Raw genomic sequence first — 14,290 nt, 5'->3', positions numbered from 1 at the left:
GAGTGGCGAGGCTAGGCTCAGCCTCATGATTGATCATGCGCACGACCTGGACGCCGTACGTGAAGCGACCGATCGGTTGCTCAGCGCCACCGGGAAATTGGACGACGCTGCACTTGCCGAGCCGTCGCGATTGCCGGACTGGAGCCGCGGCCATGTCGTTGCGCACCTCTCTCGTAACGCCGACGCGCTCGTAAACGTTCTCCAGGGCCGGCCGATGTACGCAGACAGCGAAACCCGCGACCGCGACATCGAGCGCGACGCACCCCGGCCGAAGGCCGAGCAGCTGGCCGACCTGGCCGAGAGCGCGGCCCGCTTCGTGGACGCCGCCTCGGCCCCGGCCGACTGGTCCCGCACGGTCACGATGCGCAACGGCGTGACCGACTCGGCCTCCCGGATCCCCTTCCGCCGCCGCATCGAGGTCGAGCTGCACCATGTCGACCTGGGCATCGGCTACGAGCTGGAGGATCTCCCGGACGAGTTCGTCACCCGGGAGATCGACTTCCTCGCCGAGCGGTTCGGCGGGCACCCCGATGTCGTGTCCACGGGTGTGGCCGACGACAAGGGCCGGACCTGGACGACGGGCGGCGGCGCGGAAGGCGGTCCTGTCACGGTCCGCGGTACGGCCCCCGAGCTGCTCGGCTGGCTCTGTGGACGCCGTGACGGCTCGGCACTGACCGTCGAAGGCGGCCCCCTCCCCGCGCTGCCCCCGCTATAGGCTGAGACGTATGACGTACAGCGGAACGGTCAAGGTCGGCGGGCGTGCGGATGTACACGAGTTGACGGATCTGATGATCTCCAAGGTCGCCGTCGGCCCGATGAACAACAACGCCTATCTGCTGCGCTGCCGGGCCACCGGCGAGCAGCTCCTGATCGACGCGGCCAACGAGGCCGGGACCCTGCTGCGGCTGATCGGTGACGACGGCATCGCCTCCGTCGTCACCACCCATCGGCACGGCGACCACTGGCAGGCGCTCGGCGAGGTGGTGGCGGCCACCAGCGCGCGTACGTATGCCGGGCGGTACGACGCCGAGGGCATCCCGGTCCCGACCGATGTCCTGGTCGACGACAACGGCACGATCCGGGTGGGCCGGGTCCCCCTGACCGCCCGTCACCTTGTCGGTCACACCCCGGGCTCCATCGCGCTGATCTACGACGACCCGCACGGCGCCCCGCATCTGTTCACGGGGGACTGCCTCTTCCCGGGCGGGGTCGGCAATACGCACAAGGATCCCGAGGCCTTCGCGAGCCTGCTCCACGACGTGGAGACCAAGCTCTTCGACCAGTTGCCCGACGAGACCTGGGTCTATCCGGGCCACGGTCACGACACCACGCTCGGCGACGAGCGTCCGCAGCTGCCGCAGTGGCGCGCCCGCGGCTGGTGACGGCAGCCACAGGGGCGCTCTCCACCCGCACAGACACCGGCCGGGGCGGGCAACGGACAGTTGCTCGCCCCGGCCGGTGCCGGTTCCTGCCCGCCGGGCCGTCCGCCGCGGTCAGGCGTCGATGCTGGAACCCTTTTCCGCGGCCCTGCCCTCTTCCGCAGCCGTCTCCGCGGCCGTCTCGGCCTGCTCCTGCTTCTTGTTGGCGATGAGACTGGTGATCGTGGTGATCACCAGCACGCCGCAGATGACGCCGAGCGAGACCGGGATGGAGATCTCGGGGACGTGCACTCCGGACTCGTGCAGTGCGTGCAGCACCAGCTTCACGCCGATGAAGCCGAGGATGACCGAGAGGCCGTAGCTGAGGTGGACCAGCTTCTTCAGCAGCCCGCCGATCAGGAAGTACAGCTGCCGCAGCCCCATCAGGGCGAAGGCGTTGGCGGTGAAGACGATGTACGGGTCCTGGGTCAGGCCGAAGATCGCGGGGATGGAGTCCAGGGCGAACAGCACATCGGTGGTGCCGATGGCGAGCATGACGACCATCAGCGGCGTCAGGACGCGCTTGCCGTTGTTACGGATGAAGAGCTTGGTGCCGTGGTACCGGTCGGCGACCCCGAAGCGGCGCTCGATCGTCTTGAGGAATCGGTTCTCCTCGAACTCCTCCTCTTCCTCGTCGGCCCGCGCCTCCTGGATGAGCTTCCAGGCGGTGTAGATCAGGAACGCGCCGAAGATGTAGAAGACCCACGAGAAGTTGGCGATGACGGCGGCACCGGCAGCGATGAAGATCGCTCGCAGCACCAGCGCGATCAGCACACCGACGAGCAGCACCCGTTGCTGGAGGTGGGAGGGGACCGAGAACTTCGCCATGATCAGGACGAAGACGAAGAGGTTGTCGACGCTGAGCGACTTCTCGGTGATGAAGCCGGCGAAGAACTCGCCCGACGCCTGGCTCTCGCCGAAGACCAGCAGGCCGAGTCCGAAGAGTGCGGCCAGCGCGATCCAGATGATCGTCCAGATTCCGGCTTCCTTGGTCGTCACATCATGGGGTTTGCGCCCGATGAAGAAGTCGACGGCAATAAGGGCTGACAGACCAAGAATGGTCAGCACCCAGAGGGTCCATGAAACGTCCACTGCGCCTCCGGCAGTTCGCTACGGCTACTGATCAGCGTCGTCGCTGCCGGAGGTCTCTTCCACCCGGGCGCACGGGCTGCGCACCACGGGCCGGCGCCCCGGGACCGGTCACAGTCCGTACTGACGGGCACGCCGCGTATGGGAGTACTCCCCTCCGCCCAAAGAACAGTACAGGGAACACCAAGGAAAGGTAAAGGGGAGGGTAAAGATCTTTCAAAAGATCAGGTCAGGAGTGCTGATACGTACTCGCTTCCGCTCCAGGGCTCAGGGGCGCCGGGGGCGGCGGGCCGCGGCCACCCTGGCGAGCACCTGCTCAAGGACCCGGCTGCCGGGCGGCATTCTCAACGGCTCGTACGTCCAGGCGTGGCCCACCCAGGGATCGGCCAGGTGGTCGTCGGCGACCGGCGTGATCCGGAGCAGCGAGCGCCACAACGGGTCGAGCACCGGCCCGTACGCGCCGGCGTCCTCGCGGTCCGCGACCATCAGCAGATGGACGCCGACCGAGGGCCCCTCGTCTGCGAGGTAGCGCAGCTGGGTGACCGCCCGATCGTCGAAGCCGTGCGGGAAGTCGTTGACGATCAGCAGCTGTTCACCCGTGTCGAGGTCCGGCGGAAGCGAATCGGCGGCGCCGGCCTTGATCGCCATCTGCACCAGGTCGACGCGCCGGGTGAGGTGCGCGAGGACCGAGGCCACTCCCCCGGCTCCGGCGGCGGGCGGCCCGGCGAGGGCCCCGGATTCGACCAGAGGGGCGAGCGTTCCGGCCGCCGAGCCCGCGGGGTCGATGACATGGACGGAGAACTCGTCGGCCGGGTAGACGGCCAGCAGCCGGGCCGCGTGCGCGACCGCGTTCTCCATGGCCAGGCGGCGCAGTTGGGCGGTGTCCATCAGGGCTGCGGCCTCGGAGGCCGTACGTCCGCTGTCGACCCAGATTCCTCGCTCCAGAGGGAGCCGGACCAGTAGCGGGATTCGCAGGTCGGGACCCTCGGGCAGATGGAGGTCGCCGATGCGCAGCGCCATGGGGATCTCCATCGGGACGCGGTAGGCGTGCCAGACGGGGTTGTCCCATCCCGCGTACGCGGCGGGGAGTGCGGGTTCCACGACGGCGGACTCGGCAGCGAGCTGGGCGAGGTCGCGATCGAGGACCTCGCGGGCCCGGGCGGTCAGCTCGTCGCGCTTGGCACGGGCCTGTTCGCGAGCCCGGTCGCCGGCGCCGCCGATCCGGTTGCGCGGGTCGGAGAGGGTCCGGTCGAGCTCCTGGTCCATGCGGGACTCTGCGAAGTCGACGGCGCTGCGGTATGCGGCGGTGGTGCGGGCCAGGTCCTCGAACATGCCCCATATCTGGTTGTAGAGGCGCTCCTCCATGGACCAGCCGGTCGCGTCCCCGGCGACGGGCCGGGCGGCGTGGCCCGGCCCGGCGGGCGGGGCGGCGGGAGGGGGCGGCGGGGGTGCGGATGCCTGGCGGCGCGGGTGCGCGTAGCTGATGGGGCCGCCCGTCGTGACCGCGGACGGCGGGGTAGTGGGCTCGGCGAGCGGCTCGGGGGGCTGGGTGGCCGTCGGCGGTGCGACGGGAGGCCGGCGGCCGTCCGAGGGCAGTACGGGGCCCGTGCCGTGACCGACCCGGTCACCGTCCGGGGTGCGCGGCGGGGGCGGTGCGACCGAGCGGGCCATCGCGCGGGCGACGGCGTCCTGGATCGCGTGGGCCAGCTCGGCCGCCTGCGTCAGACCCTGGTCGGCGAGCATGGCGGCGAGGCCGCCCGCGTAGCCCTGACCGACGGCACGGACCTTCCAGGCGCCCTGACGGCGGTAGAGCTCCAGGGCGGTGACGGCGGACTCGATGTCCAGGCCGGTGAGGGTGAAGGTGGCGATCTCGCTGCCTTCGAGCCCGGTGACGGCGACGAACGGTGAGGCGACCGCGCCGAACCGGACCGGTCCGCCGACGCCCGTGGGCAGGGCCAGCAGCACGGTGACCCGGTGCACCGAAGCCGGCAGGGCATCGAGGTCCACGGCGAGCCGGTGTTCGGCGGCGGCCTGTCCGGACACCTCGAGCCCGGGCAGCTGTGGCGACCCCGGGTGGGCGACCCACTCGGTGCCGTGCACGGTGCCGTCCTCGTCGCCGAGCGTGGCACCGGCCACGACGGGCGTGCCGGCCGATACCCGGATCTCCAGACGGGTCTGGGGCAAAGTGTGGTTCTGCCCCCGGACCAGCTCGGCCGTCATTGCCCTGTCCCCTCGATGAGTTGCTGCTGCGTGGTGCGGTGTCGTGCGGTGCGATGTGGCGCAGCTCCCGGCGGCCGATGCCTCCGGGAGCTGCGCGTACCGATGTCGACCGACCGGTCCGGCCGTGCCTACAGGTGCGGCAGGATCGCCGGCATCAGGTCCTGGAAGGTGCGGCCGTTGGCCGGGTTGCCGAGGGCGGTCATCTGCCACCCGTTCCCCGAACGGTGCACCTTCGCCATGATCTGGGCCGTGTACTGCCCGCCGCCGTCCAGCGTGTAGCGGGCGAGCTCCTGGCCGTTGGTCTCGTCGACGATGCGACAGAAGGCGTTCTGCACCTCCTGGAACGTCTGGCCGGTGAAGGAGTTCACCGTGAAGACGATCTGGTCGATGTGGACCGGCACCCGCTGCAGATCGACAAGGATCGCCTCGTCGTCGCCGCCCGAGCCGGCGCCGCCGACCAGGTTGTCCCCGGTGTGCCTGACCGAGCCGTCGTCACTGACGAGGTGACGGAAGAAGACCACGTCGACCGGCTGCTTGTCGGCGAACAGCACCGCCGAAGCGTCGAGGTCGATCTCCCTCGTACGTGAACCGAACAGACCGCGGCGCGGCGCCGCCTGCCAGCCGAGCCCCATCCGTACCGCGGTCAGGGTCCCCCCGTCGCTCTTCTGCAGGCTGATGGCCTGACCCTTGGTCATATTGACCGTCACGCGCTGTCCCCTCTCCGCTTGCCCCGCAACCGTCCGTGCGCGGTTTTCCAGCACCCTACGCAGTCACACCGCACGCGTGGCCGCTTGGGGCGTTTTTGTGTCGGTCCTGCAACACACCAGGCGTGACGGGGTCAGGCGAGGCCCGCCTCCCGCATCTGACGCAACTCCTTCTTCAACTCACCGACCTCGTCACGCAGTCGGGCCGCCACTTCGAACTGCAGGTCAGCGGCGGCTGCCCGCATCCGGTCGGTCATCTCCTCGATGATTCCCGCGAGTTCGGTGGCGGGCCGGTCGGTGACCACCGCGCCGTTGCCCCCGGCCTTCTTGGAGCCTGCCGCCTTGACGCCCAGCGTGGGAACGGGAGCCTTGGCACCCTTCGTCTGGCGGTAGCCGGTGCCCAGCAGCTGCTCGGTGTCGACCTCCTCGCGGGCGATCGTCGCAACGATGTCGTTGATCTTCTTGCGCAGCGGCTGCGGGTCGAGGCCGCGCTCGGTGTTGTAGGCGATCTGCTTCTCACGACGGCGATTGGTCTCGTCGATGGCCTGCGCCATCGCCGGAGTGATCTTGTCCGCGTACATATGGACCTGCCCCGACACGTTACGGGCGGCGCGCCCGATGGTCTGGATCAGGGACGTCCCGGAGCGCAGGAAGCCCTGCTTGTCCGCGTCGAGGATGGCGACCAGCGACACCTCGGGCAGGTCGAGGCCCTCGCGCAGAAGGTTGATGCCGACCAATACGTCGTATTCACCGGAGCGCAGCTCGCGCAGCAGCTCGATGCGGCGCAGGGTGTCGACGTCGCTGTGCAGATAGCGCACCTGGATGCCGAGCTCCAGGAAGTAGTCGGTGAGGTCCTCGGCCATCTTCTTGGTGAGGGTGGTGACCAGGACGCGCTCGTCCTTCTCGGCGCGCGTGCGGATCTCGTGCACCAGGTCGTCGATCTGGCCCTCGGTGGGCTTGACGACGACCTCCGGGTCGACGAGGCCGGTGGGGCGGATGATCTGCTCCACGAAGCCGTCGCCCCTGGAGAGCTCGTACTTCCCGGGTGTGGCGGAGAGATAGACGGTCTGGTTGATCCGGCTCAGGAACTCCTCCCACTTCAGCGGGCGGTTGTCGAGCGCGGAGGGGAGCCGGAATCCGTGGTCGACGAGGGTCCGCTTGCGGGAGGCGTCACCCTCGTACATGGCGCCGATCTGCGGCACGGTGACATGCGACTCGTCGAGGACGAGGAGGAAGTCCTCGGGGAAGTAGTCGAGGAGGGTGTTGGGGGCGGTGCCGGGTGAGCGGCCGTCGAAGTGCATCGAGTAGTTCTCGACGCCGGAGCAGGTGCCGATCTGCCGGAGCATCTCGATGTCGTACGTGGTGCGCATCCGCAGCCGCTGGGCCTCCAGCATCTTGCCCTGCTTCTCCAGCTCGGCGAGGCGCTGTTCCAGCTCCTGCTCGATGCCGTTGACCGCCTTCTCCATGCGCTCGGGGCCTGCGACGTAGTGGCTGGCCGGGAAGACGTGGAGGGAGTGGTCCTCGCTGATGACCTCGCCGGTGAGCGGGTGGAGGGTGGAGAGCGCCTCGATCTCGTCGCCGAACATCTCGATCCGGACAGCGAGCTCCTCGTAGACCGGGAAGATCTCGATGGTGTCGCCGCGGACGCGGAAGGTGCCGCGGGTGAACGCCAGGTCGTTGCGGCTGTACTGGATCTCGACGAAGCGGCGCAGCAGCTGGTCCCGGTCGACCTCGTCGCCGACCTTGAGCTGGACCATCCGGTCCACGTACTCCTGGGGCGTACCGAGGCCGTAGATGCAGGAGACGGAGGCGACCACGACGACATCGCGCCGGGTGAGCAGCGAATTCGTCGCGGAGTGGCGCAGCCGCTCGACCTCCTCGTTGATCGAGGAGTCCTTCTCGATGTAGGTGTCCGACTGCGGGACGTACGCCTCGGGCTGGTAGTAGTCGTAGTACGAGACGAAGTACTCGACGGCGTTGTTGGGCAGCAGCTCGCGGAACTCGTTCGCCAGCTGGGCCGCGAGCGTTTTGTTCGGCGCCATCACGAGGGTGGGGCGCTGCAGTTTCTCGATCATCCAGGCGGTGGTCGCCGACTTGCCGGTGCCGGTCGCGCCGAGCAGGACGACATCCTTCTCATTCGCACGGATGCGCCGCTCCAGCTCGGCGATGGCCGCGGGCTGGTCGCCGCTGGGCTGGTAGGGACTGACGACCTCGAAAGGCGCCACCGAACGTTCGATCTTCGAAACGGGCCGCATGGAACCACCGTACGACCCACCACTGACAACCGGGCCGGGTCAGCCGCGGTGCCGGGCCGGGGTCACCATTCTTCCGGCGGCGCGGGATCGCGCGGCCGGGAGTGGAACGACGCCGGGTCGGCATGTGTCCCGAACCGCGGGACCTGCCGCTGGGCCGGGATTCCGGGGGGCCGTCCGGCCCCGTTCGTGGCCCTGGGGTCGTCCCAGTCCGGGGTGCCCATCACCATCAGGGGGTCGAACATCACGACCACCGCGGCAAGGAGCAGGAAGCAGCCGGGGCCGATCATCAGTGGCAGGAGGAGGGCGGCCCGCCCGTCGGCCGAAGCCGGGCCGGCGAGGGCGCCGGGGTGCAGATGGACGCTCAGCGCGGCCATGCCCGTGTAGTGCATGCCGCTCACCGCGACGCCCATCACGACGCTGGCGCCGAGACTCGGCAGGAAGCCGTGGATGGAGACGGCCGCCCAGAGTGCGGTCGTGGCGGCCACCACGGCTATGACGACAGAGAGGGCCACGGTGAACGTTTCGTACTCGAACTGTCCCTCAAGACGCATTCCGGCCATGCCCAGGTAGTGCATGGTGGCCACGCCCAGCCCGGTGATGGTGCCGCCCGTCACCATTGCCATACGCGTGGCGCCCCGGTACCCGACGATGAAGATGCCGATGGCGACCATGCCGATCGCGACGGCGAGGCTGGCGAAGGTGATCGGCTTGTCGTAGCTGATGGTCACCCCTTCGACGGAGAAGCCGATCATCGCGATGAAGTGCATCGTCCAGATGCCGGAGCCAATGGACGTCGCGCCGAGGGCCAGCCAGCCGGCCTTGAAGGAACGCTCGGTGCGCAGCGAACGGGTCGTACATCGCAGCCCGAGGGCCGCACCGAGGCAGGCCATGAGGAAGGCCGCGACGGGCGTCACCGCTCCGTAGCTGAAACCATCGATCGTGCCCTGCATGCTCGTACGCCCTTCGCGGAAGCCCGGGTTCGGGGGTGACCCCAAGACGCGAGGCCCGGCAGACAAACAGAAGAGCTGCATTTTATCGACGTGGAAATCGGCCCGTGACCCGGTCTCAAGAGCGGCGTTCACGTTGTGGCCATCCTTCGCCTGTCCCTCGTTGGGGGGCGGCTGTCACTCTCGGCCCGTCCGTAACTCTGATGCAAGGAGTACACGTGTACGCACGCACCGCAACCGCTGCCGTCGCTGCCGCCGCCCTCGTGGGTGCTGGCGCGTTGCTGATGTCGACCGCCGATACGCAGACCACGGGCAGGGGCACAGCCACGGCCGGGCACACGAGCACGGGCACGGGCATCCGGACCATGAGCGCCCGGACCGCTGACGCGAAGCCGGTCGCCCCGGTCGTCTTCGCTCACCGGGGCGCTTCGGCCTATGCGCCGGAGAACACCCTGGCCGCCGTCGACAAGGCCGACGCCCTCGGCTTCGACTGGGTGGAGAACGATGTCCAGTTCACCAAGGACGGTGTGCTGGTGGTCGTGCACGACACCGATCTGAAGCGGACCACCGACGTCGAGGAGGTCTTCCCGGACCGGGCCCCGTGGGCGGTCAAGGACTTCACTGCCGCCGAGATCGCCCGGCTGGACGCGGGCGGCTGGTTCGGTCCGCAGTTCGCCGGAACCCGGGTGCCCACCCTCAAGCAGTATCTGGACCGGATCGAGCGAAACCGCCAGAAGCTGCTGCTGGAGATCAAGAGCCCGGAGATCTACCCGGGGATCGAGAAGGAGACCCTGCGGGTGCTGAGCCAGAAGGGGTGGCTCGACCGCGACCACGTCAAGAACAGGCTCGTCATCCAGAGCTTCGGCGCGGACAGCGTGAAGAAGGTGCACCAGCAGCGTCCGGACGTCACGACCGGCTTCCTCGGCACCCCCGCAGTGGCCGATCTGCCCTCGTACGCAGCGTTCACCGACCAGATCAACCCCTCGTACACGTCGATCTCCGCCGACTACGTGAAGGCGGTGCATGAGCTGAAGGGCGCACACGGCAAGAAGCTCCGGGTCAACACCTGGACGGTCAACGACGCGGCGACCGCGGCGAAGGTGGCGGGCTTCGGCGTCGACGGGATCATCACCAACACCCCCGATGTGGTGCGCGAGGCCACGGGCTGACAGCTCGGGCGCCCCGTCGCCGCGGCCCGTTGTCAGTGGCCGGTCGTACGGTGGTTCCCATGAACAGCAACGGAGTTGTCGAGTGGGCCGTCGTCGAGAGCGACATCGGCCCGCTGCTGCTCGCCGCGACCGACGCGGGACTGGTGAGCGTGATCTTCCACGCCCGTCCCGAAGTGCGGGAGAAGGCGGTCGGGCAGTTGCGGTCGCGACTCGGTGCGGAGCCGGTGGAGAGCCCCGGCTCCGCACGGCTCGCCGAGCCGATACGCCAGATCGCGGCGTATTTCGCGGGCTCGTTGCGGGAGTTCTCGCTCGACCTGGACTGGTCGCTGACCTCCGGCTTCAATCGCCAGGTGCTCCGCGAGCTGGCGGCCGGGGTGCCGTACGGGGCGGTCGTCGGATACGGGGACCTCGCCGAGCGCGCGGGGCAGCCGGGGGCGGCTCAGGCGGTCGGCGCTGCCATGGGGTCCAATCCGCTGCCGGTGGTGGTGCCGTGCCATCGGGTGGTGGAGAGCGACGGCGGACTCGGCGGGTTCGGCGGTGGCCTCGAAACCAAGCGGAAGCTGCTGGCTCTGGAGGGCGTGCTGCCCCAGCCGCTGTTCTGAGTCCGTCGTGGAGACCCGACTCCCCGCACCGGGGCACCGGGTCCGCGCGCAGTCCGTACCCTGACGGAACCCGGTTTCGTACCTTGTGTACGGGCTGGCACACTGCGCCAGTGACCAACACCCTTGATGCACCTGACACCCCCACCGGGCCCGGCCACCCCGCAGGCCGGGTGACTGCGGCCGAGCTGCCCGGATTGCGGCGCAGAACGTCCGCAGTGCTCATAGCCAGCCAGATACTCGGCGGCCTCGGCGTGCCCATCGGTATCGCCCTGGCCCCAGTCCTGGCCACGGAGGTGAGCGGCTCCGAGGCGCTGTCCGGTCTGGCCCCGACCGCGTCGGTGACGGGTACCGCGCTGCTCTCGCTGCCGCTGGCCGCGCTGATGACCTCGCGCGGCCGACGCCCCGGTCTCGTCCTGGCGTATCTGATCGGTGCACTCGGCGCGGGGCTCGTGGTGCTGGCCACCGTCGTGGAGAGCTTCCCGCTGCTGCTGCTCGGCATGGCCGGGTTCGGTGCCGGTTCCTCGGCCAATCTGCAGGCCCGGTTCGCCGCCGCGGATCTGGTCGAGCCCGACCGGCGCGGCCGTGCGATCTCCACTGTCATCTGGGCCACGACGATCGGTTCGGTTCTGGGGCCGAACATCGCGGCCCCGGTGGGGCAGGTCTTCCGCGGCACCGCGATATCGGAGAAGGCGGGCCCGTTCCTCTTCGCGGCCGGGATCTTCCTGCTGGCCGCCGTGGTGGTCGGGGTGCTGTTGCGGCCGGACCCGCTGCTCACCGCGCGGGCGCTGGCGCCGCAGGACAACGAGTCCCCCGCAGGCCGTTCACTGCGTGCCGGTGTCGCAGCGGTCCGGGCGTCCCCGATGGCACGGCTGGCACTGGTGACGGTGGCCGTCTCGCACACCGCGATGGTCTCGATCATGGTGATGACCCCGGTCGATCTGGGTCATCACGGCGCCGGACTCCAGCTGATCGGCCTGGTCATCAGCGGCCACATCGCGGGTATGTACGCGTTCTCCCCGGTGATGGGCTGGCTGTCGGACCGGTTCGGCCGGCTCGCCGTGATCGGTCTGGCGGTCGGGCTGCTCTCCTGCGCCGCACTGCTGGCCGGCACCGCGGGCCCCAGCCACGGTCAGACGGCGGCAGGCCTGTTCCTGCTCGGGCTCGGCTGGTCGGCCGGGCTGGTCGCCGGTTCGGCACTGCTCACCGACTCCGTACCGCAGCCCACCCGCGCCGCCGTGCAAGGTCTGTCGGACCTGACCATGAACACGGCGGCGGGCATCGGCGGCGCGATCGCCGGAGTGATCGTCGCCCGGGCGAGCTACGGCTGGCTGAACGCGGTCGGAGCATGTCTGCTGCTGCCGATGGCGGCGCTGGCACTGCGCCGGGCGCTCGTCCGGCCGGCCGCTCCCGTTGCGCCCGCCTCACCCGACGCAGCCGGCACACCTGCACCCACGGCACCCGCCTCCGACCTCTGAGGTTTCAGAGGCTGATGTGGTACGCCTTGCGCAGCGTCTCGTGCACGGTCCACGTCGTTCGGTCGCCCTCGCGCAGCACGCAGGCGTCACCCGGCCCGACCTCCAGCGTCGCCCCGCCCTCGACCGCCACGGTCGCGCGCCCGCTGACGACCACGAACAGCTCGTTGGCCTCCGTGTCGGTGACCACGCCCGGCGTGATCTGCCAGATCCCGCGCAGCTGCTTGCCGTCGGGCGATTCCCAGAGCACCTTGCCGGTCACCGCGGGCTCGCCCGAGACGATCTGTGCGGGGGCGAGCGGTTCCGGTTCGAGCTCGGCGTCCGGAATGTGTACGGCGAACGAGGCGGGAGTTTGATCAAGTGTGGTCATGGCCGGTCACCCTAGCGACCGCTTCGGGGCGACTCGACACCAGGACCGGGAGAACATGCGGAGGGGACGGGTGATTCGGCCGGTGTCCCGGCCGCACGTTTGAGGTCGATGCGCCCGCGACAGGGATGTGCACATGTCACTGAATGCGTCGCACAGCGCACACTTTTACACCCCCGCCTTCTCCACCGAGGTACAGGCGGCCCTCGCCACGCACCACCCCGTCGTGGCTCTGGAGTCGACGATCATCGCCCACGGTCTGCCACGCCCCCGCAATCTGCAGGTCGCCGAGGAACTCGAAGGGCTCGTACGTTCCGCGGGTGCCGTGCCCGCCACGATCGCCGTGCTGGACGGACGGGCCCACATCGGTCTGGACAAGGCCCAGTTGGAGCGGGTCGCTGCGGACCCGGCGATGCGGAAGCTGGGAAACCGGGACCTCGCACCGGCCCTGGCGACGGGCGCGAGCGGGGCGACGACCGTGTCCGCTACGGCGTTCCTGGCCGCACGCGCGGGCCTGCGCGTCTTCGCGACCGGCGGCCTCGGCGGCGTACACCGGGAGTGGACCCGGACCCAGGACGAGTCCGCGGACCTCCGGCTCCTCGCGCGGACCGGTATCACCGTGGTGTGCGCGGGGGTGAAGTCGATCCTGGACGTCCCCGCCACGCTGCAGCGCCTGGAGACGCTCGGCGTCGGAGTGCTCGGCTACGGCACCGACCGCTTCCCCGGCTTCTACCTGAACAGCTCGGGCGAACCGGTCCACTGGACGGTGCGGACGCCCGAGGAGGTCGCGGAGGTGATGCGGGCCCAGGACGCGCTCGGCGGTCCCGGTGCCGCGCTGATCGTCGCCAACCCCGTGTCCGTGGAGGACCAGTTGGATCCCGCACTCCACGACCGTGTGCTGGCCGAGGCCCTTGCCGCATGCCAGGAGCGCGGCATCGTGGGCCAGGCCGTCACACCGTTCCTGCTGGACCGGCTGATGCGGGGAACCGGGGGCGCTTCACTGGAGGCCAATCTGGCGGCCGTACGCGGAAACGTATCGCTTGCCGCGCGGATCTCCGGCGCATGGGCCGCCGCCGCACAGGACACAGCAGCGCACCCGAACGCGCAGGACACGACATCGCACCGGAACCCGGCGGTCGGCCGATGACCGACGGCGGCCTTCTCGTCGTCGGTGACGTGGTCACGGATGTCGTGGCCCGGCACGGAACGGCGCTGATCCACGGCACGGACACCTCGGCCCGGATCCGCACCGTCCCCGGCGGAGCGGGCGCCAACGTCGCCTGCTGGGCGGCGCGTTCGGGCTGTCGCGGCGTACGGCTGCTGGCCCGGGTCGGCGCCGACAGCGCGGCCTGGCACCGGGACGCGCTGCAGCGGGCAGGGGTACATTGCCTGCTGGCCGTGGACGACGACGTACCGACCGCCACCGTCGTCGCCCTCGTCGATTCCGCCGCCGAGCGCACCTTCCTCACCGACAGCGGTGCCGTGCTCCGCCTCTCCCCCGACGACTGGTCACCGTCCATGCTCGACGGGATCGCCCATCTCCATCTCTCCGGGTACCTTCTCTTCGCCGCGACGAGCCGGGCGACGGCCCTGCTCGCTCTGCAGGAGGCCCGGCGACGGCAGATCCCGGTGAGCGTCGACCCGGCTTCGGCCGGCTTTCTCGCCGAGCTGGGCGTCGACCGGTTCCTGGCAGCCGTGGAGGGCACGGATCTGCTGCTGCCCAATGCGGACGAAGCCCGGCTGCTGGCCGGACTCCCCGAACCGGCGGACGCTGCAGCCAAGTTGAGCCTTCAGGTACCCCGGGTGGTCGTCACGCTCGGCGAGGGCGGAGCTCTGCTGGCCGTCGCGGGCGCGGTGACCCGGCACATCCCGGCCGTCCAGGTACGGGGTGCCGTGGACTCGACGGGCGCAGGCGATGCGTTCACCGGCGGCTTTCTCGCGGCGCACCTGTCGGGGGCGAACGACGCCTCGGCCGTGGAAGCAGGCTGCCGGTCGGCGGCGGAAGCGGTCACCACCGTGGGGGGCCGCCCCGGTCCATGACACACCC

13 protein-coding genes are annotated in these 14,290 nt (G+C 69.9%); 7 read left to right on the top strand and 6 right to left on the bottom strand.

What is annotated here, in order from left to right:
• Positions 1–25: 25 nt before the first annotated feature.
• On the top strand, positions 26–715 hold the full coding sequence (locus tag NRF20_RS33555) for a maleylpyruvate isomerase family mycothiol-dependent enzyme (RefSeq protein WP_266362239.1): 690 nt from the start codon (positions 26–28) through the stop codon (positions 713–715).
• A gap of 10 nt (positions 716–725) precedes the next feature.
• Positions 726–1,382, top strand: a complete 657-nt coding sequence (locus NRF20_RS33550) for an MBL fold metallo-hydrolase (protein WP_413753835.1) — start codon at positions 726–728, stop codon at positions 1,380–1,382.
• Positions 1,383–1,493: 111 nt separating this feature from the next.
• On the opposite strand, the gene NRF20_RS33545 is transcribed toward NRF20_RS33550, so the two are convergent.
• The 5 genes from NRF20_RS33545 to NRF20_RS33525 all read right to left on the bottom strand — a co-directional run bounded on the left by NRF20_RS33545 (position 1,494) and on the right by NRF20_RS33525 (position 8,636).
• Complete coding sequence (locus tag NRF20_RS33545; RefSeq protein WP_398629516.1) at positions 1,494–2,510, bottom strand: TerC family protein; 1,017 nt, start codon at positions 2,508–2,510, stop codon at positions 1,494–1,496.
• Between the two features lie 264 nt (positions 2,511–2,774).
• A complete protein-coding gene (locus tag NRF20_RS33540) occupies positions 2,775–4,727 on the bottom strand; it encodes a TerD family protein (protein ID WP_398629517.1) in 1,953 nt (650 codons plus the stop codon).
• 128 nt (positions 4,728–4,855) lie between these two features.
• Positions 4,856–5,434, bottom strand: a complete 579-nt coding sequence (locus NRF20_RS33535) for a TerD family protein (RefSeq protein WP_266362231.1) — start codon at positions 5,432–5,434, stop codon at positions 4,856–4,858.
• Positions 5,435–5,565: 131 nt separating this feature from the next.
• Positions 5,566–7,686 (bottom strand): excinuclease ABC subunit UvrB, encoded by a 2,121-nt coding sequence (gene uvrB, locus NRF20_RS33530; RefSeq protein ID WP_413753834.1) that lies wholly within the window; start codon positions 7,684–7,686, stop codon positions 5,566–5,568.
• A 62-nt stretch (positions 7,687–7,748) separates the two neighbouring features.
• The gene (locus NRF20_RS33525) at positions 7,749–8,636 is read right to left on the bottom strand and encodes an MHYT domain-containing protein (protein ID WP_398629519.1); all 888 of its coding nucleotides are present in this window, start codon (positions 8,634–8,636) and stop codon (positions 7,749–7,751) included.
• 215 nt (positions 8,637–8,851) lie between these two features.
• Between NRF20_RS33525 and NRF20_RS33520 the strand changes: the two genes are divergently transcribed.
• The 3 genes from NRF20_RS33520 to NRF20_RS33510 all read left to right on the top strand — a co-directional run bounded on the left by NRF20_RS33520 (position 8,852) and on the right by NRF20_RS33510 (position 11,879).
• Positions 8,852–9,802, top strand: coding sequence for a glycerophosphodiester phosphodiesterase (locus tag NRF20_RS33520; RefSeq protein ID WP_413753833.1), 951 nt, complete (start codon positions 8,852–8,854; stop codon positions 9,800–9,802).
• A gap of 59 nt (positions 9,803–9,861) precedes the next feature.
• Complete coding sequence (locus tag NRF20_RS33515) at positions 9,862–10,404, top strand: methylated-DNA--[protein]-cysteine S-methyltransferase (RefSeq protein ID WP_398629521.1); 543 nt, start codon at positions 9,862–9,864, stop codon at positions 10,402–10,404.
• A gap of 110 nt (positions 10,405–10,514) precedes the next feature.
• The gene (locus NRF20_RS33510; RefSeq protein ID WP_398629522.1) at positions 10,515–11,879 is read left to right on the top strand and encodes an MFS transporter; all 1,365 of its coding nucleotides are present in this window, start codon (positions 10,515–10,517) and stop codon (positions 11,877–11,879) included.
• 4 nt (positions 11,880–11,883) lie between these two features.
• Here the strand turns inward: NRF20_RS33510 and NRF20_RS33505 are convergent, their stop codons facing one another.
• Positions 11,884–12,246 (bottom strand): cupin domain-containing protein, encoded by a 363-nt coding sequence (locus NRF20_RS33505; protein ID WP_398629523.1) that lies wholly within the window; start codon positions 12,244–12,246, stop codon positions 11,884–11,886.
• A 133-nt stretch (positions 12,247–12,379) separates the two neighbouring features.
• Between NRF20_RS33505 and NRF20_RS33500 the strand changes: the two genes are divergently transcribed.
• On the top strand, positions 12,380–13,390 hold the full coding sequence (locus tag NRF20_RS33500; RefSeq protein WP_398629524.1) for a pseudouridine-5'-phosphate glycosidase: 1,011 nt from the start codon (positions 12,380–12,382) through the stop codon (positions 13,388–13,390).
• Complete coding sequence (locus NRF20_RS33495) at positions 13,387–14,283, top strand: carbohydrate kinase family protein (RefSeq protein ID WP_413753832.1); 897 nt, start codon at positions 13,387–13,389, stop codon at positions 14,281–14,283. Before NRF20_RS33500 ends, NRF20_RS33495 begins: the two co-directional genes overlap by 4 nt.
• Positions 14,284–14,290 lie beyond the last annotated feature (7 nt).

Origin of the sequence: Streptomyces sp. R-74717, from assembly GCF_047305335.1 — a bacterium.
Classification (GTDB): Bacteria; Actinomycetota; Actinomycetes; order Streptomycetales; family Streptomycetaceae; genus Streptomyces; species Streptomyces atratus.
This window is presented reverse-complemented; position numbering and strand designations above follow the sequence as displayed.

Excerpts from the sequence above, each read along its gene's own strand:
- NRF20_RS33555 (WP_266362239.1), top strand. The coding sequence starts at position 26 with ATGATTGATCATGCGCACGACCTGGACGCCGTACGTGAAGCGACCGAT.
- NRF20_RS33550 (WP_413753835.1), top strand. The coding sequence starts at position 726 with ATGACGTACAGCGGAACGGTCAAGGTCGGCGGGCGTGCGGATGTACAC.
- NRF20_RS33540 (WP_398629517.1), bottom strand. The coding sequence starts at position 4,727 with ATGACGGCCGAGCTGGTCCGGGGGCAGAACCACACTTTGCCCCAGACC.
- uvrB (WP_413753834.1), bottom strand. The coding sequence starts at position 7,686 with ATGCGGCCCGTTTCGAAGATCGAACGTTCGGTGGCGCCTTTCGAGGTC.
- NRF20_RS33525 (WP_398629519.1), bottom strand. The coding sequence starts at position 8,636 with ATGCAGGGCACGATCGATGGTTTCAGCTACGGAGCGGTGACGCCCGTC.
- NRF20_RS33515 (WP_398629521.1), top strand. The coding sequence starts at position 9,862 with ATGAACAGCAACGGAGTTGTCGAGTGGGCCGTCGTCGAGAGCGACATC.
- NRF20_RS33505 (WP_398629523.1), bottom strand. The coding sequence starts at position 12,246 with ATGACCACACTTGATCAAACTCCCGCCTCGTTCGCCGTACACATTCCG.
- NRF20_RS33500 (WP_398629524.1), top strand. The coding sequence starts at position 12,380 with ATGTCACTGAATGCGTCGCACAGCGCACACTTTTACACCCCCGCCTTC.
- NRF20_RS33495 (WP_413753832.1), top strand. The coding sequence starts at position 13,387 with ATGACCGACGGCGGCCTTCTCGTCGTCGGTGACGTGGTCACGGATGTC.